Raw genomic sequence first — 21,334 nt, 5'->3', positions numbered from 1 at the left:
TTTAGATATTTTTCCAATATCTCTTTTCGTCTTCTTTCTTGAAAGTGTATTGCTACTAACATTCAAGCTCTAGAAAGGAGGTGTTCCAGCCGCACCTTCCGGTACGGCTACCTTGTTACGACTTAGCCCTAGTTACCAGTTTTACCCTAGGCAGCTCCTTGCGGTCACCGACTTCAGGCACCCCCAGCTTCCATGGCTTGACGGGCGGTGTGTACAAGGCCCGGGAACGTATTCACCGGATCATGGCTGATATCCGATTACTAGCGATTCCAGCTTCACGGAGTCGAGTTGCAGACTCCGATCCGAACTGTGACCGGTTTTATAGATTCGCTCCTGGTCACCCAGTGGCTGCTCTCTGTACCGGCCATTGTAGCACGTGTGTAGCCCAAGGCGTAAGGGCCGTGATGATTTGACGTCATCCCCACCTTCCTCACAGTTTGCACTGGCAGTCTCGTTAGAGTTCCCGACATGACTCGCTGGCAACTAACAACAGGGGTTGCGCTCGTTATAGGACTTAACCTGACACCTCACGGCACGAGCTGACGACAACCATGCAGCACCTTGTAAATTGTCTTGCGAAAAGTCTGTTTCCAAACCGGTCAATCTACATTTAAGCCTTGGTAAGGTTCCTCGCGTATCATCGAATTAAACCACATGCTCCACCGCTTGTGCGGGCCCCCGTCAATTCCTTTGAGTTTCATTCTTGCGAACGTACTCCCCAGGTGGGATACTTATCACTTTCGCTTAGCCACTGAGATTGCTCCCAACAGCTAGTATCCATCGTTTACGGCGTGGACTACCAGGGTATCTAATCCTGTTCGCTACCCACGCTTTCGTCCATCAGCGTCAATATATTAGTAGTAACCTGCCTTCGCAATTGGTATTCCATGTAATCTCTAAGCATTTCACCGCTACACTACATATTCTAGTTACTTCCTAATAATTCAAGTTTAGCAGTATCAATGGCCGTTCCACCGTTGAGCGATGGGCTTTCACCACTGACTTACTAAACCGCCTACGGACCCTTTAAACCCAATGATTCCGGATAACGCTTGGATCCTCCGTATTACCGCGGCTGCTGGCACGGAGTTAGCCGATCCTTATTCTTACGATACCGTCAAGCTCCTTCACGAAGGAGTGTTTCTTCTCGTACAAAAGCAGTTTACAATCCATAGGACCGTCATCCTGCACGCGGCATGGCTGGATCAGGCTTGCGCCCATTGTCCAATATTCCTCACTGCTGCCTCCCGTAGGAGTCTGGTCCGTGTCTCAGTACCAGTGTGGGGGATCTCCCTCTCAGGACCCCTACCCATCGTAGCCTTGGTAAGCCGTTACCTTACCAACTAGCTAATGGGACGCATGCTCATCTTTCACCGTTGTGACTTTAATTATAAAATGATGCCATCCTATAATACTATGAGGTATTAATCCAAATTTCTCTGGGCTATCCCTCTGTGAAAGGTAGATTGCATACGCGTTACGCACCCGTGCGCCGGTCTCTAATTCCGAAGAACTATACCCCTCGACTTGCATGTGTTAAGCCTGCCGCTAGCGTTCATCCTGAGCCAGGATCAAACTCTTCATCGTATATTATGCGAGAACCATAAATGATTCTCTGTTTTTATTCGACTGAAGATCTATCGGTTTTTTCAAATCTATCGATTCTATTACTCTTATTCTTTTGTTTTAAGATCTCTCTTAAAACGGCTGTCAATTCAATATGTCTAGGAACGTGTCTTATCGTTTTTTCGTCTCGTTCTTCACATCTAAATGTGTTTCTCGAAGCGGGTGCAAAAGTACAACTTCTTTTTAATCTCGCAAGAAAAATTTAAAGTTTTTTTGAAGCTTTAAAACTTCGTTTTCTTTATTCTCTCTTACCAATCTCTCAAAGAACTTTGCGTATTTTGCGGGGTGCAAAGATAACAAGCAAATTCAAATCTCACAAGCTTTTTTTGACTTTTATTTTAGAAAACTAAATCCCTAAATCAAATAATCGCTGTCAGTGTTTTAATGAACGTTTGTCGCTGTTGCGGCTGCAAAACTACCACCTTTATCTGGGTATTCAAGCTTTTTAAACCCCTTTTTTTTAACTTTTCTTAACTTTAATTTTAAATCACTGAAAACGTGGTTTTTGGAATACAAAGTTTTTTCAGCTCCCTGCCCTCTCCGAAGGAAAACAGAAGCCAATCCCAAGCAATTTGCATAAAATACAGCTCGAGCATCGCTTTAACTCCTATATAATAAAGTTTTCATTGATTGTTTTGATTCGATTTTGGGCTCTTGTAAACGTTTTGCTTTATTGAAAGAATCAAAAAATCCCATTTTAGACTGAATCTTCTGGCTCAATTGTAAAATTCATCTCATCCTAACTAGAGATAGAACGGCGTAAACCGACTGCTTATAAAAAAGCTCTACCTATATAATAGGTAGAGCCTCTTTTAATAAGTAAGGAATATCATAAAAATAATTAGGACTTCCCTTTTACAGTCTTTGCCTCCCAAAAATCATTCAGATTATCCATGTTAATCGGGTTTACCGGAGGCTGGTTTTGCAATCTTCCAGATTCAAAAGCCCTAGTAAGGATTGTTTCTATTAAAAAATCCTCGTTGACTTCATAAGGAGAGTACTGCGACTTTAAATTTATATCAAACATGCTGGCAGCGGTGTTAGACCAAAAAGCTTTCCAACCGCTTTTTAAAGTTTTCACCAAGTCATAAGTTGTAGTTCCTGTTTGACGATGGATCAGCTTTACCAAAATCCTACCCTGACTACGAGAGAGTTTTTTAAGTTTTGTCTCAAACTCATCGTTAAGGTAAGTTTCAACAATCTTAAAGTATCTCTTTTTCTCTTTATTTGTTTTTAAACTTGCCATACCTTTATTTAGTATCGTTAATCTTTCCGAAGCAAGTTTAGCATAAGGATACGTTCGATACACTCTGCTTTGCAAAAGCAGGAATTGCTTCTTAGCATCGGGATCCAGTTTTTCTTTAGAAACTACTATTTCATCCAGCTGAATAGTATCATTAAGAATTTCGTCAGAATCTTTTATGACATAGCCCATTTTTACAGTGTCTTTAGAAACAACCTGTCCATGGACTGTTATAGATATAAAAAAGAAGAAAAGCAGAAAATTAATAAACTTCATAAAGTAAAATTTAAATGTAAAATTATACATTATATACACAACTGTAATACCAAATTTATAATTTAGCAAAAAAATATTTTATGAGCACAAAATCGATATTAAAAGAATCCTCTATCACATTCTTAGAGCAATATTTAAATAATGCTTCCCCTACTGGGTTTGAAGCCGAAGGTCAAAAATTATGGATGGATTATTTGAAACCTTATGTTGATACATTCATAACAGATACTTATGGAACCGCAGTTGGTGTCATCAATCCAGATGCTCCTTATAAGGTAGTAATCGAAGGGCATGCTGATGAAATTTCGTGGTATGTGAATTACATTACAGACGATGGTTTAATTTATGTAATTCGCAATGGTGGTTCAGATCATCAAATAGCACCATCAAAACGCGTAAACATTCACACTAAAAATGGAATTGTAAAAGGTGTTTTTGGTTGGCCGGCAATTCACACTCGTAACAGAGGCAAGGAAGAAGTGGCTAAAGTTGATAATTTATTTATTGATATTGGATGTGAGACGAAAGAACAGGTTGATAAAATGGGCGTACACGTAGGTTGTGTTATCACCTACCCTGACGAATTCATGATTTTGAACGAAAACAAATTTGTTTGCCGCGCCATTGATAACCGTATGGGTGGTTTTATGATTGCCGAAGTGGCACGTTTACTTCATGAAAACAAGATCAAATTACCTTTTGGATTATACATCACTAACTCTGTTCAGGAAGAAGTAGGTCTTCGCGGTGCCGAAATGATCACTAAAACCATCAAACCCAATGTAGCGATTGTTACTGACGTATGCCATGACTCCACTACTCCAATGATCGAAAAGAAAATTGAGGGAGAAACTAAAATAGGAAAAGGTCCTGTAGTAACTTATGCCCCAGCAGTTCAAAATAATTTGAGAGAATTGATTTTAGAAACCGCTATGGCCAACGAAATTCCATTCCAACGATTGGCTTCCTCCCGTGTTACAGGAACTGATACCGATGCTTTTGCCTACAGTAACGGCGGCGTCGCTTCGGCTCTGATTTCACTTCCTTTGCGTTATATGCATACCACCGTAGAAATGGTACACCGCGATGATGTTGAAAATGTAATTAAACTGATTTATGAAACCTTATTAAAGTTAGAAAATGAGGAAACTTTTTCTTATTTCAAATAATATTTTAAGGAGCTGATCCCGCTATCCGCTTTATCTTTTGTCTCGTAAAAAACGAAACAAAAGGATATCGCTCCTATCGGGGCTAAAAACATAAAATCACAATCTCTATTAATTAAAAACAAAAAGCATCAATATGAAATCATATTGATGCTTTTTTAATTACTTCTATACTACTTTGACTATACTATTGCTTCAAAACAAAAACTGCATCTGTAGCATTAGATAATTCGGCATATTTTAGAGCCGTAAAACCTTTTTCATCCTTATCCTTTAGATTGGCTCCTTTAGACAATAAAAGCTTTATAATTTCAACTTTGTTGTAGCGCGCCGCTATCATCAAAGGCGTCATACCATTTGCTTTTTCATTAACATCAGCCCCATACTCTAGAAATTTTTTCACAATTTCTATGTCTCCTTTACTTATTGCTACACTCAAAGGTGTTGTAGTACCATAATTACTAATTAAATTCTTTTCGACGCTCAATGACTTTTGATTTGAAGCCAAAGAAACATTTGCAAAAGCCATTAAAGCCACTCCTAAATAAACGATTGATTTTTTCATGATGATTGTTTTTTGATTGATTGATTTTAAATATTTAATAAATTCATTACAAATATATATCAAAAATTATAATCATGTTTAACATAGTACCATATTTAACATAGTATTAACTTTGGCTTAAAGCAAAAAAATAAAAACAGAATTCATTTCTAATTGAGACGATAAAAAAGCCAATATGTTACAGTAAATCTTTACTAAATCATAAAAATATTTTAACTTTACTTAAAAAATGCAATCAACGGCTGCTACAATTAATGACTATTTAACTACTATTCCAGAAGAAAGAAAACCAGCATTTCTAAAACTTAGAGAAACAATATTGAACAATATTCCAAAAGGTTTTGTTGAGCAAATTAGTTATGGCATGATTGGCTATATCGTACCGCATACAATTTACCCGAAAGGCTATCATTGTGACCCTAAATTACCTTTGCCATTTGTAAATATTGCCTCCCAGAAAAACTTCATAGCACTTTACCACATGGGAATTTATGCTAATCCTCAGTTATCACAATGGTTTATTGATGAATATCCCAAACACAGCAATCAAAAATTAGATATGGGAAAAAGCTGCATTCGGTTCAAAAAAATGGATCAAATTCCCTTTGATTTAATTGGCTCACTATTGCAGAAAATATCGATTGAGGAATGGATCAATTGTTATGAATCAACATTTACTAAATCAAAATAATCATTAACCTTAATTTAAAAAACCATGAACTTCATCAAAAAAATCTTTTTTGGACTTTTAGGAATTATAGCATTGGCACTCATTGTTGCGCTATTCATGCCTAAAGAATACGCAGTAGAAAGAGAAATTACCATCAACAAACCTATTGATTCCGTTTTTAATTATGTAAAATACTTAAAAAATCAAAATGAATTTAGTGTTTGGGCTAATATTGACCCAAATATGAAGTCCACTTTTAAAGGAACCGATGGAGTTGTTGGCGCAGTTTCAGCTTGGGAAAGTAAAGTAAAAGAAGTAGGAATTGGCGAACAAGAAATCACCAAAATTAGCGAAGGAAAACGTCTTGATTTTGAACTTCGTTTCAAAGAGCCTATGAATGATACTGCAATGGGATTTATGTCAACTGAAATGGTTGCTGTTAATCAAACCAAAGTGAAATGGGGAATCAATGGAGTTATGCCTTATCCGATGAATATCATGCTTCCGTTTATGAACATGGATCAAATGATTGGAAAGGATTTACAACAAGGACTCGACAATCTAAAAGCCAAAATGGAAAAATAAGCCTTTTACTTTTAAAACAAAAAACCGCAATCCTGATTGAATTGCGGTTTTTTTTCTATTCTTTATTTTCTTGATTATCTATTTGCTAAATAAGCTAAAACATTTTTCTCGATACGCTCATTGATATTAGAAATATCAGCCTTAATGAATTTTTCTCCTAAAATATTCTCATATAATTCGATATATCTTTCGGAAACCGTTTCAATGTATTCGTCAGTCATATTAGGAATTTGTTGTCCTTCCAATCCTTGAAAACCATTTTCGATTAACCAACGACGCACAAATTCTTTTGATAATTGTTTTTGCTCTTCACCTTTATCCTGTCTTTCTTGATAACCTTCGGCATAGAAATAACGAGAAGAATCAGGCGTATGTATTTCATCTATTAACACAATAACACCTTCTTTGGTTTTACCAAATTCGTATTTGGTGTCAACCAAAATCAAACCACGGCTGGCAGCAATTTCAGTTCCTCTTTGAAATAAAGCTCTGGTATATTTTTCTAAAACCAAATAATCTTCTTCGGTAACAATTCCTTTGGATAAAATATCTTCTCTAGAAATATCGGCATCGTGCTCTCCATTATCCGCTTTTGTTGTTGGTGTAATGATTGGTTCAGGAAACTTATCGTTTTCTTTTAATCCTTCGGCCATTGTCACACCACAAATTGTTCTTTTTCCAAGAGCATATTCGCGTGAAGCATGACCTGACAAATAACCACGAATTACCATTTCTACTTTGAAAGGCTCACATAAATGACCCACGGCAACGCTTGGATCTGGAGTTGCTATCAACCAGTTTGGAACGATATCCTGAGTCAATTCCATAAATTTAGTGGCAATCTGATTTAGAATCTGCCCTTTGTATGGAATTCCTTTTGGTAAAACAACATCAAAAGCCGAAAGCCTATCAGTAGCAACCATTACTAAAAGGTCATCGTTAATATTATAAACTTCTCTCACCTTACCTCGGTAAACCGATTTTTGATTGGGAAAATTAAAATCGGTAGTCGTGATTGTATTGCTCATTGTTGTTAAGTGTTGCGTTGTTGTTTTTGCAAAAATAGGTTGTTTCAAAGAGATACACAAAATTGTTGAAACATTATTCAACTGATAAAACATACTATTTTTTAAGCAGCGTACTATTAAATAAATCCAAGATTCTACTGTACTCATCTACCCAAGAATAGGTTTCCTTAAATCCGTGTGCTTCTACAGGAAAGGAAGAAAGACTCCAGTTTTTCTTTCCTAATTCAATAAAACGCTGTGACAAACGCACCACATCTTTATACTCTACATTATTGTCTACCATCCCGTGAAGCATTAGTAAATTTCCTTGCAAATTATCGGCGAAATAAATTGGAGAGCTTTTCTTATAGGCATCTGGATCGGTTTCTGGAAAATTCAGAATATTACCAGTATAACCATGATTGTAATGCGCCCAATCCGTTACTGAACGCAAAGCCGCACCCGAAACAAACTCTTTTGGTGTGGTAAGCATTCCCATAAGGGTAATAAAACCGCCATAAGATCCTCCATAAATACCAACTCTGTTCGCATCAATTCCTAAATTGTCAACCAAATAATTCTTACCGTCTATCTGATCCGTTAGATCCTTGCCTCCCATAAAACGGTAAATCCCTGTTCTAAAATCACGTCCATATCCGTCACTTCCTCTGTAATCGATGTCTAAAACAGTGTATCCCAAATCGGTCAATAAGTTGTGAAACATATATTCCCTGTGGTAAGTGCTCCAGTGATTATGGGCATTTTGCAAATAACCGGCTCCATGAACAAAAAGAATTGCCGCTTTATTGGACTTATTAGCTTCTGGTTTATACAATCTCGCATTTACATTTGTACCATCTTGCGCCTTAAAAGTGATTACCTCGGGAGAACGCCAAGCATAAGCCTTGAATTCCTCAGTAGTAGAAAACGTTAGTTGACGAAGTGAAGTACTTTTTTTATTATCGGCAACATACAATTCCCAAGGCTTATTTTTATAGGAATAACGAACTAATAGCGAACTTTCATCAGGAGATAAGCTTACCTCATAAGCACCATCATTCGTCAAAATAGGTTGTAATATTCCTCCTAAAACCGCTAATTTATAGAAATTACGATTACCAGGATGAGTCGTATTTGTCGTTAAATAAAATGTTTTTTTGTCTTTTGACAGCTTTACATCACGAACTTCCCAATTCCCTTTGGTCAATTGTTGCTTCGCTTTTGTTTTTAAATTATAAGTGTATAAATGAGAATATCCTGTTGCTTCTGATTGAAAATAGATTGTTTCATTATCTCCAAGAAAATCCAACGTCCCTCTGCCGTATTCATATGACGAAATGCCAGGACCGCCTATCCAAGCCTCATCATGTTGGTAATCTATTTCTTCAAAACTTCCTTTTTCTAAATCCAGCTTTACAATCCACCTGTCTTTATTGTCCAAGCTTCTAATTTCAGAAACTGCATAAGAACCATCTTTATTATAGACTGGCGTTTGCACAAAGATTAACTTATTTGTTTTTTCTTTGTTTTTAAGATTATCATATAGTTTATAATATTCCGGCGCATCCTGAATATGACTCAATTTAGAAAAGTCTACAAAATACGTCGTGTCCTTTGCAACAGAATAAATTCCGAATTTAGTGCTGGTAAAATTCGCAGTTGATACTTTCGCTTTGGTATTTGGGGACTGATTATAGCCATCTGCAGTAATAAAAACTTCCATTTTTTCACTTTTGGAATCCTTTTCTTCTCGAAGTCTGAATGTCGCAAAATTTCCTTTTGGACTCACATTCAAACTTTCAAATTCATTTTTACCCGAGTAATAAGCTTTAGGAAAATCAGACTTAGTCGCATCTGCTTTTGCCGTATTCCATTTTTTCTTTGCCTCTTGATCTCTAATAAATTGAAACAACTCCTTCTGCTGAGTTTTCAAAAAAGAATCTTCTTTATCAGACACTTGATCTTGCCCTTTTCCTGTTTTAAAATTCGTGAGTTGAACTAAGGTTCCTTCTTTGGTATTGAATTTTAAAAGGTTATCATTTTGCTCAAAAAATAAAACCCCATTCTCAAATCCCAATTGTAAATTTGAAATAGGGCTACTTTGCTGCAATAATTTCTTTGTTGTTTTGTTTTTTATCGAATAGGAATATAGAGCTCCTTTTTCAATGTAATAAGCCAAATCAGACTCTGGATTTTTTATAAAATTTAATCTAGAAAATGCCGCCTCATTTACCGGAGCTAACTTTGGTTTTTCCATTGTTTTCTCCCAAAAATAGGTACTTTCCCCTAAATCATTTTTTGGATTCCATTCAAAATATATTTTTTTACCATCCAAAGACCAGCGTTCATTTGAAGGTTGGGAACCTATAAAAATGTCGCCTTTCATTATCTCCTCTAACTTCAGATTCTGACTTTGTCCGGCTACCGCAATAAATAAAAATACAAGTTTAAAAATTTTTTTGGTCATTTTTTGTGTGATTAAATTTACACAAAAATACACTTTGAAAATTATTAAAAAAATATTTCTTCTTTAAGATCAAATAGTTGTTGGCACCTTGCCATTTAAAACCTTTTCAGCTAAATATTTTGCCACGCCATCGTTTTCATTCGACAAAATCGTTTCAAGATGCGGAAGCTTATCCATCAAACTTTGAGATGCATTGCCCATTATCAAAGCTTTTCCGGTTGATTTCAACATATTTTCATCATTAAATCCATCTCCAAACGACATAGCTTGCTCAAAATTGAAACATTCTTTTTCCAGAATTTTGGCAATTGCAACACTTTTATCAACGTCTTTATCCATAAATTCCAAACAAAAAGGCAAACTAAATGCATGATTAAAATTAGCCGGATGCTTTTCTAAAATTTGCTCTTTCAAATCAACCAATTTTTGATGATTATCGTGAGTAAAGAAAATCTTTATGGCACTGAAATCTTCCAAAGAATCAAAATCAACTATTTCGGGTAGGTATTTTGAATCTTTATTAAAACTATTCAGTTTATCGTTATTTTTATTGGTTTGCCAAATGTGTTCCTTGAAAAGCACTGAGGTAATCTCAGAATCAATTTCTAGATCAAAAATTGCTTTTACAAGTTCTCCATCAATATCAACTGAAAAAAGAAGTTCGTTTTCAGGCGAATGAATTCTGGCACCGTTTGATGTTACCAAATAAACCGGACAACCCAAAGTTTCAACTATAGACATCGCATCTAAGTGATGGCGGCCTGTGGCAACAATTATTAAGTAGTTTTGGTTATGAAGTTCCTGAAAAATGGTTTTGGTATATTCTGATATGGTGTGATTTGAATTTAATAAAGTTCCGTCTAAATCACTTATTATAACTTTAATCTTTTCGTTTATCATAATTCTTTTAATCGTTCAATTTTATTCATTTTATCAATATTTACAAAGAAAAGCATTGTATACCAATGAAATTGAAAGCTGCTCCAATTTTAACAAAAAAAAAGGCAAAAACCTCATTTTAAGCTCTTTTTGCCTTTCTTTTTAATTTTATAGAGTTGCGATTTTGTCAATCATTATTCTCAATTTGCTTGTAAGCGTCAATCACTTTTTTCACCAATCTGTGACGAACAATATCTTTATCATCCAAATAAATTATCCCAATTCCGTCAATATCTTTCAATACCAGTAAGGCTTCTTTGAGTCCCGAAATGGTCCTTCTTGGTAAATCGACTTGTCCCGGATCGCCTGTAACCATAAATTTGGCACTTTTCCCCATACGTGTCAAAAACATTTTCATCTGAGAATGAGTCGTGTTTTGGGCTTCGTCAAGAATAACAAAGGCATTATCTAACGTTCTTCCGCGCATGAATGCCAAAGGTGCTATCTGTATAATTCCTTTTAAAATATAATCCTCTAATTTTTCATTGGGTAACATATCACGCAAGGCATCATAAAGCGGCTGCATGTAAGGATCCAGTTTTTCTTTCATATCACCGGGAAGAAAACCAAGATTTTCACCTGCTTCAACTGCGGGCCGCGTCAAGATAATGCGTTTTACTTGTTTTTCTTTCAAAGCTTTTATTGCCATAGCAACACCGGTATACGTTTTTCCGGTTCCTGCAGGTCCAACGGCAAAAACCATATCGTTTTTACTCATCGTATCAACCAGTAATTGCTGATTAGGTGTCATGGCTTTAATGATTTTGCCTCCTACGCCATGAACAAGAATTTTATCATTGCTGATTATATTTCTATCATCTTGTCCGTCACCTAAAATAACGCGTTCTATAACATTATTATCAATAGTATTGTATCTAGAAAAATGCAACATCAGTCGTTGAAAACGTTTTTCGAACTCGTCCAGAATTTCTTTTTCTCCAAAAGCTTTTAAAGTTGTTCCTCTGGCAACTATTTTTAATTTTGGAAAATATTTTTTAATAGTTTCAAGATGAGTGTCTTGAGCACCCCAAAACTCTTTTGGAGCGATGTCTATGAGCTCTATTATTCTTTCGTTCAAAAGTTGTAGTTTTATATTTTAATTATTCATTTAATAAATTTAATCCATTTTAAGTTTTAAACCTTGACTTTATTCGATTAATATTTACAATTTGTTTTTGCTTTTTTGCTTTTTTGAATTTACTATTATTAGCTTTGCATTTCTCAAATTTAATGAAAATTAGTTTTAGATTACACCAATAGTTATAAACAAAATTATGTCAATAATTACCCTTACTACCGATTACGGCTTGAAAGACCACTTTGTAGGTGCGTTAAAAGGGAAAATCCTATCTGAATATCCGGAAGCTCAAATTATCGATATTTCGCATCATATTGACCCTTTCAACACCGTTGAAGCAAGTTATATTATTAGTGCGTCTTATTCTAGTTTTCCAAAAGGCACTGTTCATCTCATTGGTGTGGATTTAGAATTAAATAAAGAAAATCAACACATTGCCATGCAATGGAATGATTCTTTTTTTATTGCTGCCGATAATGGTATTTTAAGCATGCTTTCGCAAAAAATTGTTCCTCAGAAAATGGTCTCCATCAATATTCATGATCGCTTACCTAGTGAAGCAACCGACTTGGATGTTTTTGTAAAAGTAGCCTGTCATATTGCCAAAGGAGGTTCGTTAAGTGTTATTGGCAAAGAAATAAGCGCCATTAAACAAATAACCGAACTAAAAGCGGTTGTATCAGATGATAACGATATGTTGAAAGGACATGTTATTTATATTGACCATTTTGGGAATGTCGTCACTAATATCAGCAAAAAACAATTCTTAGAAGTTGCCAAAGGGCGTCCTTATGAAATCCTGATGAAAACCAAGAACATCAAAACCATTTTGCCCAATTATTCTGCTATAGCCAGCTCAGAAAAATATCCCATAAAGAATTATGAAGGAGAAAAACTGGCAATTTTCAATGAGGCCGGCTTTCTCGAAATAGCCGTTTTCCGCAGCAATCCTTCAAAAGTAGGTTCGGCAAATAGTCTATTGGGATTAAATTATAGAGATATGGTTTCTATTCAGTTTAAGAATTAGAAAATTTCTATAAATCTCAAATCATCAATCTTTAATCTAAAAATCAAAATGTTTGTACGAATAGTAAAATTGAGTTTTCACGAAGAGAACATTCCTGCATTCTTGGAAAATTTTGAATCAATTAAAGACAGAATCCGAAATGCTCCAGGCAATCGTTTTCTAGAATTATATCAGGATAAGAGTAATAAAAGTATTTTCTTTACTTATAGCTATTGGGAAACAGAAGCCGATTTAGAAAATTATAGAAAATCAGAGTTTTTTAATGAGGTTTGGACTTTTACCAAAAAATTATTCAATGCCAAACCGGAAGCTTGGAGCGTAGATAAATTAGCTAGTTTAACATAGTTGTCGCTTGTCAGTTAAAATTAAAACAGACAACAAGAACAGACAACAGACAACAAATAAATATGAAATCAATCGTTTTAAGAGAAATAAAATCCTTTTTCGGTTCGCCTATCGGGTATTTAGTTATTGCCATATTTTTAATCTTAAACGGATTATTCCTTTGGGTCTTTGAAGGAGAATATAATATTTTGAATACGGGTTTTGCTGACATGAGCCCTTTTTTCACCTTATCACCTTGGATTTTAATTTTCCTAATTCCAGCCGTAACTATGCGCAGTTTTTCGGACGAAAAAAAGCAAGGAACACTTGAATTACTACTAACCAAACCACTGAGTATATGGCAAATAGTAAGCGGAAAATTTCTTGGCTCATTACTGCTAATTGTACTGGCTATTATTCCAACATTTATCTATGTAATTGTAATTTCTAATCTGGGAATGCCGCAAGGCAATATTGATATGGGAAGCACAATGGGATCCTATTTTGGACTATTATTTTTAATTTCAGCCTATACTTCTATCGGAATTTTCACATCTACCCTATCCGAAAATCAAATTGTTGCTTTTATCGTTGCGGTATTTGTATGTTTCATTTTCTATTTTGGATTTGAAGGCATTGCATCTGTTGTACCTACATTTTCAACCTTGATTTCTGCTCTAGGAATGCAAGATCATTTTAAAAGTATGGGACGCGGCGTTATAGACACCAGAGATGTACTTTATTTTGTAAGTATAACGGCGTTGTTTCTTTCGTTTACTGTTTATAAACTTAAATCTTTTAAATTGTAATGGTACTTAATAAAAAAAACAACCTAAAAGCCTTATTGACTATCATCCTAATTTTGTTGGTTTTAAACGGTATTGGAGCTTATTTTTTTCATCGTTTTGATTTAACAAAAGACAAGCGATATACGCTTTCGCAAACTTCTTTGAATATTATCAAACAGGTAAAAGGACCTCTTTCGATAAGAATATACATGCAGGGCGATCTGCCAGCTGAATTCAAAAGATTACAACAGGAGACAAAACAACTTCTCGAAGAATTTCAAGCCTATAATTCAGATATTGTTTTTGAATTTGTCAATCCATTGGAGAATGAAGAAGACAGCATGAACAACATCAAAGCCTTATATGCAAAAGGCTTAACACCTGTAAACATAACAGTTGACGACAAAGGAAAGCAATCGCAAGCGATGGTTTTTCCTTGGGCAATTGCTGTGTATAATAATAAAGAAGTCAATATCCCTTTGCTAAAAAACAAGATGGGAGCTTCTACAACAGACAAAGTAGTTGGATCAGTTCAACATCTTGAGTATTCCATTGCCGATGCTTTGAATAAAATTACAAAAGACAAGCAAAAAAAGATTGCCGTAATCAAAGGAAATGGAGAAATTCAGGATCTATTTATGGCTAAATTTCTTTTGCAATTAAGAGAAAGCTATTATATTGGTCCATTTACACTGGATTCAGTTGCAAAAAATCCAGAAGTAACTTTGGACGCATTGAAAAAATATGATCTGGCAATAATTGCAAAACCAACCGAAGCCTTCTCAGATTCCGAAAAACAAGTACTGGATCAGTTTATCATCAATGGTGGAAAAACGATGTGGCTAGTGGATCAAGTTGCTGTAGAGATGGATAGTCTTTATAATAACTCTGGTTCAACCTTAGCTTTTCCAAGAGATTTGAATTTAAACGATATGTTCTTTAAATATGGAATAAGAATCAATCCTGATATTGTCAAAGACGAGCAAGGAAGTCCTATAAAACTGGCTTCTGGCGAACAAGGAAGCGCTACCCAATACCAAGACTTCAATTGGAAATTTGCTCCGCTTGTTTATCCGGAAAGCAGTCATCCTATTGTAAAGAATTTAGGCGGTATCAAATTTGATTTTGCCAATCCTATTGACACTTTGAAAAACGGAATCAAGAAAACGGTTCTTTTACAATCCTCTTTATATTCAAAAAAAATAGGTGCGCCATCGGAAATCAATTTGAATATTGTTACCGAAGAAACCAGCCCAAATCACTATATCAAGACAGGAAATATACCGCTTGCCGTTTTGCTCGAAGGTTCTTTCAATTCCATGTTTGAAAATAGGGTTTTGCCTTTCGAGCAAAAAAACTTCGAGCCTAAAGGAAACAAAAATAAAATGATTGTAATCTCGGATGGTGATTTGATAAAAAACCAAGTCGACAAAAACTTTCAACCTGTAGAATTAGGCTATGATCAAAGATCTGGGAATTTATACGACAACAAAGATTTCCTTTTAAATTGTGTCAATTATTTACTCGATGATAACGGACTTATTAACATTCGATCTAAGGATCTTGACTTGCCTTTATTGGATAAAGAAAAAGTTTATCAAAACTATACTCGAACACAACTCATAACTATCGGGCTACCAATCCTAATTTTGATACTTTTTGGCACCTTATTTACCTTTCTCCGAAAAAGAAAATACAGCAAGTAGATGTTAATAAAAAAGTTTCTTTACTAGAATAGTTTACGATATATTTGTAAAATGTATTTTATTTTACAAACTAAAAATAGATACCACAAAAAAATAAAATAAAACAGATGAAATTTATAGTATCGAGTTCATACTTATTAAAACAATTACAAGTTTTAGGTAGCGTTATCAACAGTAGCAATACTTTACCTATTTTGGATAACTTTCTATTTGAATTAGACAATGATAAATTAACGGTTTCAGCATCAGATTTAGAAACAACTATGTCCGCCACTTTAGCCATTGATTCAACTAGTCAAGGAAGTGTTGCGGTACCTGCAAAATTACTTTTGGAAATCCTTAAAACTTTCCCTGAACAACCCTTAACTTTTACTGTTGAAGAAAACAGTACAATTGAGATTAGTTCAAATTCAGGTAAATATGCATTAGCATACGCTCCTGGAGAGGAATTCCCTAAAGCAGTTAACTTAGAAGAACCATCTGTAACTTTAGTTCCTGCTGATGTATTAGCAACGGCAATAAGCAAAACCATTTTTGCTGCCGGTAACGATGATTTGCGTCCGGTAATGTCAGGAGTGTTTTTCCAATTTTCTCCAGAAGGCTTAACTTTTGTGGCTACAGATGCACACAAATTAGTAAAATATGCTCGTACAGATGTAACAGCTTCTCAAGTTGCTGATTTCATTATGCCAAAGAAACCTTTGACCATTTTAAAAAACATCCTTTCTACTTCGGATGCTGAAGTAAAAATTGAGTATAATGATTCGAATGCTACTTTTTCATTTGATAATTACATCTTGATGTGTCGTTTAATAGACGGAAAATATCCAAACTATGAAGCGGTTATCCCAAAAGAGAATCCTAATAAATTGATGATTGACCGTTCTCAATTTTTGAGTTCAGTACGTCGTGTTGCTATTTTCTCTAATAAAACGACGCACCAAATTCGTTTAAAAATCGCTGGTGCTGAATTGAACGTTTCGGCAGAAGATATTGATTACTCTAACAAAGCAGAAGAAAGATTGACTTGTGACTATCAAGGTGACGATATGCAAATAGGATACAATTCCCGTTTTCTTACCGAAATGTTGACCAACTTGCAATCAGATATGATTATGCTAGAAATGTCATTACCAAACAGAGCCGGAATCCTTACTCCTGTTGACGGATTAGAAGAAGGTGAAACAGTTACGATGCTAGTAATGCCTGTTATGTTGAATAGTTAACATAAAGTTAATATTTTATTGTACGTTTTTTTTGTTAATTAACATATAATAACTATCATTGTATTTCAAAATACGCTATTAACCAAACCATTTTTTATATTTAAAAAAACCGCTATTTCCTAACCAGGATATGCGGTTTTTTTTTGTTCAGAAATTACTCAATACTCAGAGAGGGATACGTATTTGGGAATTTTTGCTTCCCATGTCTAACTTCTAAATAACCCCCATTTTTTTCATCAAGAAAGTAGCGCTTTTATTTTTGCAAATACCGTCTCGAAGTTTATAATCAAAATGCAAATCGTCATTGTGTATTTCGACTTCAAAACATTTGTTGGTCAGAATACCTGGATATTCATTTGTAGTCAAACACACTTCTATATCATGGGTTGCAATGGCACCAATTGCTTTTTGGGCGATTACCTTTTTAACCACTTCAATGGTTCCGTTTCGCTTATCGTCAGAATTTGTTCCTCTCAAAATCTCATCTAACAAAACAAAAGCCGGTTTTCTTTGCAGTTCATCCATAATTTGCTTCAAACGCTTTATTTCGGCAAAGAAATAAGATTCACTATCAGATAAGGAATCCGATAGTCGCATCGATACCAAAACAGGCAAAGGATGCACATTGGCCTGATTTGCGCAAACTACTGAGCCTATTCCGGATAAAACCATATTAATACCTAAACTGCGCAGAAAAGTACTTTTCCCGGACATATTTGAACCCGTCAAGATCATAAAAGATTCAGGATAAAAAGAAACTTCATTCCCTACTCTATTTTTGGGATTTAACAAAGGATGACTCAAATTTGAAAAAGCAATTTTATAGTCAGAATTTAATGTTGGAAAAGCAAATTCATTATTATTATACGAAAAATTAGCCAAGCTATTGAGTATTTCAAATTCACCAATCACTTCCAGCCAGTTCTCTAGCGCTTCGGCATGCTCGTTTTTCCATTGAATCAAACTCTTTAAAACATGAATATTATACAAAAAAGTTCCATTGAATACTGTTGCAGTGACGAAATTCCCAATACTATCCATTTTAGAAAACAAAGAAGCTAATTCTTTCAGATGAACACTAGCATTCTCTTTTTTGTATTTCAGCTTTGCTTGTAAAGCAATTAGTTTTTCAGACTCAAAAGATTCCTCTTCTATTTGCTGCATTAACAAACTATATTGATTAATGATTTTATCAATATCGGATGAATTTGCAATTTCAAGTTGGATTCGTTTTAAAAATCTCCCTAAAAAAACCAAATTAAAAATAAACAAATAGGACAACAACGATAAATAAATTGAATTGGTAGTCAAGAAATAAGCTACAGTAATTCCCGCAAAAAGAACTGGCGAAATATAAGAAATCAGTACCGCCGTTTTTGATAAAGCCATACTATTAAACCTACTCCATTTCAATAACGTTTCGTAACTAGATTGATTGTCCTGACTTATTTTAGCCAACGCCAAAAAATCCTGTCGCCAATTTATTTTTTTGGTCAATTCTTTTATAGCCTGTTGATTGTCCTTAATTTCGGGATTAGGCAATAAACTAAGTAATTGTTTTGCCAATTTTTTTTTGCCTATATATGTTGCGGTTCTATTCAGGTTTTGAAATAAGGAGTTTTCACCAAAAATATCTAAATCATAGGCATAAGGATGATGAAAATCATTGAATTCTTGTCCGTTTTCAAATGGAATTGATTTTTTTTCCAAATAGGAAATTTCACTTTCATTGATTTCTAAAAGTGCGGTATTTAATTTTCTTTCAAAAAGCAACTTCGAGTGAATTCGCATCAAAAAAATAAAACCCACAAAAAGAGCAACAGCCAAAACGATGAAACCAAGTCCACCATTTTTCATATAATAATAAAGTGATCCTAAAAAGAAGAGAATGCAGATCAGCCTAAGAAAACTGATGCTGTTGTATTTTTTGCTTATTTTTTTTAATTCTTCAGAAAAGTCTTTGCTTTTTGCTTTATATATTTCCATATTCCAGTTTAATGAAATACAAATCTAAGATTATAAAGACAAATAAACTATCTGAACACCCCGTAATACATTACAAAGGCCTTGATAAAAATAAGCTATTTTATTTAAAATTTAAATTATTATAAACTATTCAATGTGAATCGATAAAATAGGAACATCAAAACTATTGGCGAATTTCTTGGTCAAACTCGGATGAAATATTCCTTCAAAAAAACTTCTTTTGTAAGTCAGCATGGTCAAGATATCTATTTCTTTGTAAAGGATAAAATCCAAAATGATTTCCTTTACTTCATCGCCAGAAATTACAAAAAACTCAACAGGCTCGGCTGCAAATTCCTCCTCCCATTTCTTAATAGTTTCCTTTTCTACATCAGATTTACTGGTTTTTACATAGAGACATTTTAAATTTGCTTTTGCCAATTTTGCTATAGCAAGTACTTTTTTGAGTGCTTTTTTATCTTTCGGTCTGAAACGAGTTGTAAATCCAATAGTATGAATTTTTTTGAACTGGGCTTCCATAGGAACACATAACAATGGAATCTTGACATCCATTAAAGCTGCTCCCATATTTGTTCCCATAAAAAACTCAGACCAACCCGAAGCACCTTCGGTTCCCATAACTATATAATCAATTTTATCTTCTTTTATAGATTTATTTATATTGTAAATCAAATCTCCATCCATAAGGCGATGTGTCATTTTTATTTTGTCCAGGTTGCGTTCCTTTGCAATGGCGCGAAGCTTTGGAATTTCGTCTTTAAACATATCAAACTGAGACAATTCTAGTGATTCATAAATAACCATATAATTTTCAGGAAAAAACTGATTATCAAATACAGGCAATTCAAACGTATGCAATAATACAAGTTCTCCTTGAACTATTTTGGCAAATTCTAAGGCGTGAACAAAAGCATTAGTAGCAACATCAGAAAAATCGGTTGGAAATAGAATTCGTTTCATTTTATAAATCTTTAAAGTGATTACTAATCGAATTTACACCTAAAGTTAATATTTTAATGTGATAATTATCAACTATTTACCCTTTTTTATTCCGCTTCTACCGATAGTTTATAAAAAATTAGATACTTATTAAGATTTAGTACCTTTGCAACTTAGAATAAAAAATATGTTATACAACGATTCCATAGTAGCATTGGCTACACCTTCAGGCGCGGGAGCCATTGCGGTAATCCGAATTTCTGGAAATGAGGCTATCACTATTGGTAATAGTGTTTTTAAATCAATTAAAAACAAAGATTTACTTCAGCAAAAATCACATACTTTACACCTAGGTCATATAGTTGATGACAATAAAACTTTAGACGAAGTATTGGTTTCTATATTTAAAGGTCCAAATTCCTATACAGGCGAAAATACGATTGAAATTTCCTGTCACGGCTCTACTTATATACAACAACAAATCATCCAGTTATTGCTTCGCAAAGGATGTCGAATGGCGAATGCAGGGGAATTCACACTGAGAGCCTTCCTAAACGGAAAACTCGATTTATCGCAAGCAGAAGCCGTTGCCGATTTAATTTCGTCAGATAATGAAGCTTCCCATCAAATTGCAATGCAACAAATGCGTGGTGGTTTTTCGAATGAAATAGCCAAATTGCGTGAGGAATTATTGAATTTTGCTTCACTAATCGAACTTGAACTCGACTTTGCCGAAGAAGACGTGGAATTTGCCGACAGAACCCAATTTCATGAGCTGTTAAACAGAATTGAATTTGTTCTAAAAAGATTGATTGATTCCTTTGCGGTAGGAAACGTAATCAAAAACGGAATTCCTGTGGCAATTGTGGGCGAGCCCAATGTAGGGAAATCAACGCTTTTGAATGCCTTATTGAACGAAGAACGCGCCATTGTTTCTGAAATTGCAGGAACAACTCGTGACACAATTGAAGATGAATTAGTTATTGGCGGCATCGGATTCCGATTCATAGATACTGCCGGGATTCGTGAAACCCAAGACGTAGTTGAAAGCATTGGTATTAAAAAAACTTTCGAAAAAATTGAACAAGCACAAGTTGTTTTGTATTTGTTTGAAAGTTTAAAGTTCAAAGTTCAAAGTTCCGAATATATCATAGAAATTGAAAAAATCAAGAATCAATTCCCGCTTAAACCTCTAGTTGTTGTTATTAATAAAATTGAATTATTAGCTAATGATGAAATTGAAGAAATAAAAAGACAGCTTCAACCACTAAACGTAATTCTGGAAACTATTTCGGCAAAACAAAATATAGGCATCGACAATCTTAAAAACCAACTGCTTTCCTTTGTCAATACTGGAGCTTTGCGAAATAACGAGACAATCGTTACCAATACAAGACATTATGACTCCTTGCTAAAGGCTTTAGATGAAATACAAAAAGTTAAATACGGATTAGAAACCAACTTATCCAGCGACTTAATGGCTTTGGATATCAGAGAAGCATTGTATCAATTCGGGATGATTACAGGTCAGGTCACTAACGATGAATTATTAGGAAATATCTTTGCTAATTTCTGCATCGGAAAATAGCAGAACAAAACAAGACAAAACAACAATAAACAAACGCATTAAAACACTTTAAATCAGTATTTTAATGCGTTTTTATTTACATATACTTTGGGATATTGTGTGTTATTTTGTCTACATTTGTACCTCAT

General features: G+C 34.6%; 17 protein-coding genes and 1 rRNA gene. 9 read left to right on the top strand and 9 right to left on the bottom strand.

Annotated features, from left to right (window positions below):
- Positions 1–73: 73 nt before the first annotated feature.
- Both ACMDB5_RS10225 and ACMDB5_RS10220 read right to left on the bottom strand, forming a co-directional pair.
- Positions 74–1,587, bottom strand: a 16S ribosomal RNA gene (locus ACMDB5_RS10225).
- A gap of 880 nt (positions 1,588–2,467) precedes the next feature.
- Complete coding sequence (locus tag ACMDB5_RS10220; RefSeq protein ID WP_413998163.1) at positions 2,468–3,145, bottom strand: DUF4294 domain-containing protein; 678 nt, start codon at positions 3,143–3,145, stop codon at positions 2,468–2,470.
- Between the two features lie 80 nt (positions 3,146–3,225).
- Here ACMDB5_RS10220 and ACMDB5_RS10215 point away from each other — a divergent pair, with 80 nt between their 5' ends.
- On the top strand, positions 3,226–4,314 hold the full coding sequence (locus ACMDB5_RS10215) for a M42 family metallopeptidase (protein ID WP_413998162.1): 1,089 nt from the start codon (positions 3,226–3,228) through the stop codon (positions 4,312–4,314).
- Between the two features lie 184 nt (positions 4,315–4,498).
- On the opposite strand, the gene ACMDB5_RS10210 is transcribed toward ACMDB5_RS10215, so the two are convergent.
- Positions 4,499–4,876 carry an ankyrin repeat domain-containing protein gene (locus tag ACMDB5_RS10210; protein ID WP_413998161.1) on the bottom strand — a complete coding sequence of 126 codons (378 nt, stop codon included), beginning with the start codon at positions 4,874–4,876 and terminating at the stop codon, positions 4,499–4,501.
- Positions 4,877–5,105: 229 nt separating this feature from the next.
- On the opposite strand from ACMDB5_RS10210, the gene ACMDB5_RS10205 reads away from it, so the two are divergent.
- Together ACMDB5_RS10205 and ACMDB5_RS10200 are read left to right on the top strand one after the other, a co-directional pair.
- Positions 5,106–5,567, top strand: coding sequence for a DUF1801 domain-containing protein (locus tag ACMDB5_RS10205; RefSeq protein ID WP_413998160.1), 462 nt, complete (start codon positions 5,106–5,108; stop codon positions 5,565–5,567).
- A gap of 24 nt (positions 5,568–5,591) precedes the next feature.
- Positions 5,592–6,131 (top strand): SRPBCC family protein, encoded by a 540-nt coding sequence (locus ACMDB5_RS10200; RefSeq protein WP_413998159.1) that lies wholly within the window; start codon positions 5,592–5,594, stop codon positions 6,129–6,131.
- 74 nt (positions 6,132–6,205) lie between these two features.
- Here ACMDB5_RS10200 and ACMDB5_RS10195 read toward each other — a convergent pair whose 3' ends face one another.
- The 4 genes from ACMDB5_RS10195 to ACMDB5_RS10180 form a co-directional block, all read right to left on the bottom strand.
- Positions 6,206–7,159 carry a phosphoribosylaminoimidazolesuccinocarboxamide synthase gene (locus ACMDB5_RS10195; protein WP_413998158.1) on the bottom strand — a complete coding sequence of 318 codons (954 nt, stop codon included), beginning with the start codon at positions 7,157–7,159 and terminating at the stop codon, positions 6,206–6,208.
- A gap of 94 nt (positions 7,160–7,253) precedes the next feature.
- Positions 7,254–9,605 (bottom strand): prolyl oligopeptidase family serine peptidase, encoded by a 2,352-nt coding sequence (locus tag ACMDB5_RS10190; protein ID WP_413998157.1) that lies wholly within the window; start codon positions 9,603–9,605, stop codon positions 7,254–7,256.
- A 69-nt stretch (positions 9,606–9,674) separates the two neighbouring features.
- Positions 9,675–10,505: a Cof-type HAD-IIB family hydrolase gene (locus ACMDB5_RS10185; protein WP_413998156.1), complete on the bottom strand. Its 831-nt coding sequence runs from the start codon at positions 10,503–10,505 to the stop codon at positions 9,675–9,677.
- A 166-nt stretch (positions 10,506–10,671) separates the two neighbouring features.
- On the bottom strand, positions 10,672–11,622 hold the full coding sequence (locus ACMDB5_RS10180) for a PhoH family protein (RefSeq protein ID WP_413998155.1): 951 nt from the start codon (positions 11,620–11,622) through the stop codon (positions 10,672–10,674).
- 196 nt (positions 11,623–11,818) lie between these two features.
- On the opposite strand from ACMDB5_RS10180, the gene ACMDB5_RS10175 reads away from it, so the two are divergent.
- From ACMDB5_RS10175 to dnaN, 5 genes are all read left to right on the top strand, one after another.
- Positions 11,819–12,649 carry an S-adenosyl-l-methionine hydroxide adenosyltransferase family protein gene (locus ACMDB5_RS10175; RefSeq protein ID WP_413998154.1) on the top strand — a complete coding sequence of 277 codons (831 nt, stop codon included), beginning with the start codon at positions 11,819–11,821 and terminating at the stop codon, positions 12,647–12,649.
- 48 nt (positions 12,650–12,697) lie between these two features.
- Complete coding sequence (locus tag ACMDB5_RS10170) at positions 12,698–12,994, top strand: putative quinol monooxygenase (RefSeq protein ID WP_413998153.1); 297 nt, start codon at positions 12,698–12,700, stop codon at positions 12,992–12,994.
- 62 nt (positions 12,995–13,056) lie between these two features.
- The gene (gene gldF, locus ACMDB5_RS10165; protein WP_413998152.1) at positions 13,057–13,782 is read left to right on the top strand and encodes a gliding motility-associated ABC transporter permease subunit GldF; all 726 of its coding nucleotides are present in this window, start codon (positions 13,057–13,059) and stop codon (positions 13,780–13,782) included.
- Complete coding sequence (gene gldG / locus ACMDB5_RS10160) at positions 13,782–15,467, top strand: gliding motility-associated ABC transporter substrate-binding protein GldG (RefSeq protein WP_413998151.1); 1,686 nt, start codon at positions 13,782–13,784, stop codon at positions 15,465–15,467. Before gldF ends, gldG begins: the two co-directional genes overlap by 1 nt.
- A gap of 107 nt (positions 15,468–15,574) precedes the next feature.
- Positions 15,575–16,693, top strand: a complete 1,119-nt coding sequence (gene dnaN / locus ACMDB5_RS10155) for a DNA polymerase III subunit beta (protein ID WP_413998150.1) — start codon at positions 15,575–15,577, stop codon at positions 16,691–16,693.
- A 213-nt stretch (positions 16,694–16,906) separates the two neighbouring features.
- Here the strand turns inward: dnaN and ACMDB5_RS10150 are convergent, their stop codons facing one another.
- Both ACMDB5_RS10150 and ACMDB5_RS10145 read right to left on the bottom strand, forming a co-directional pair.
- Entirely contained in the window at positions 16,907–18,679 is a 1,773-nt protein-coding gene (locus tag ACMDB5_RS10150; RefSeq protein WP_413998149.1) for a MutS-related protein, read from the bottom strand.
- A 126-nt stretch (positions 18,680–18,805) separates the two neighbouring features.
- Entirely contained in the window at positions 18,806–19,639 is an 834-nt protein-coding gene (locus ACMDB5_RS10145) for a universal stress protein (protein ID WP_413998148.1), read from the bottom strand.
- Between the two features lie 166 nt (positions 19,640–19,805).
- Between ACMDB5_RS10145 and mnmE the strand changes: the two genes are divergently transcribed.
- The gene (gene mnmE / locus ACMDB5_RS10140; protein WP_413998147.1) at positions 19,806–21,206 is read left to right on the top strand and encodes a tRNA uridine-5-carboxymethylaminomethyl(34) synthesis GTPase MnmE; all 1,401 of its coding nucleotides are present in this window, start codon (positions 19,806–19,808) and stop codon (positions 21,204–21,206) included.
- The last annotated feature ends 128 nt before the right edge of the window (positions 21,207–21,334 follow it).

This window comes from Flavobacterium sp. W1B, assembly GCF_047344965.1.
Classification (GTDB): domain Bacteria; phylum Bacteroidota; class Bacteroidia; order Flavobacteriales; family Flavobacteriaceae; genus Flavobacterium.
Note: the sequence above shows the minus strand (reverse complement) of the source record. Positions and strands in the feature narration are given on the sequence as shown.

Bases quoted from the DNA above. Each gene is read 5' to 3' on its own strand.
- ACMDB5_RS10145 (WP_413998148.1), bottom strand. From the start codon at position 19,639: ATGAAACGAATTCTATTTCCAACCGATTTTTCTGATGTTGCTACTAAT.
- ACMDB5_RS10150 (WP_413998149.1), bottom strand. From the start codon at position 18,679: ATGGAAATATATAAAGCAAAAAGCAAAGACTTTTCTGAAGAATTAAAA.
- ACMDB5_RS10170 (WP_413998153.1), top strand. From the start codon at position 12,698: ATGTTTGTACGAATAGTAAAATTGAGTTTTCACGAAGAGAACATTCCT.
- ACMDB5_RS10185 (WP_413998156.1), bottom strand. From the start codon at position 10,505: ATGATAAACGAAAAGATTAAAGTTATAATAAGTGATTTAGACGGAACT.
- gldF (WP_413998152.1), top strand. From the start codon at position 13,057: ATGAAATCAATCGTTTTAAGAGAAATAAAATCCTTTTTCGGTTCGCCT.
- ACMDB5_RS10195 (WP_413998158.1), bottom strand. From the start codon at position 7,159: ATGAGCAATACAATCACGACTACCGATTTTAATTTTCCCAATCAAAAA.
- ACMDB5_RS10200 (WP_413998159.1), top strand. From the start codon at position 5,592: ATGAACTTCATCAAAAAAATCTTTTTTGGACTTTTAGGAATTATAGCA.
- mnmE (WP_413998147.1), top strand. From the start codon at position 19,806: ATGTTATACAACGATTCCATAGTAGCATTGGCTACACCTTCAGGCGCG.
- ACMDB5_RS10175 (WP_413998154.1), top strand. From the start codon at position 11,819: ATGTCAATAATTACCCTTACTACCGATTACGGCTTGAAAGACCACTTT.
- ACMDB5_RS10210 (WP_413998161.1), bottom strand. From the start codon at position 4,876: ATGAAAAAATCAATCGTTTATTTAGGAGTGGCTTTAATGGCTTTTGCA.
- ACMDB5_RS10215 (WP_413998162.1), top strand. From the start codon at position 3,226: ATGAGCACAAAATCGATATTAAAAGAATCCTCTATCACATTCTTAGAG.
- ACMDB5_RS10205 (WP_413998160.1), top strand. From the start codon at position 5,106: ATGCAATCAACGGCTGCTACAATTAATGACTATTTAACTACTATTCCA.
- gldG (WP_413998151.1), top strand. From the start codon at position 13,782: ATGGTACTTAATAAAAAAAACAACCTAAAAGCCTTATTGACTATCATC.
- dnaN (WP_413998150.1), top strand. From the start codon at position 15,575: ATGAAATTTATAGTATCGAGTTCATACTTATTAAAACAATTACAAGTT.
- ACMDB5_RS10220 (WP_413998163.1), bottom strand. From the start codon at position 3,145: ATGAAGTTTATTAATTTTCTGCTTTTCTTCTTTTTTATATCTATAACA.
- ACMDB5_RS10190 (WP_413998157.1), bottom strand. From the start codon at position 9,605: ATGACCAAAAAAATTTTTAAACTTGTATTTTTATTTATTGCGGTAGCC.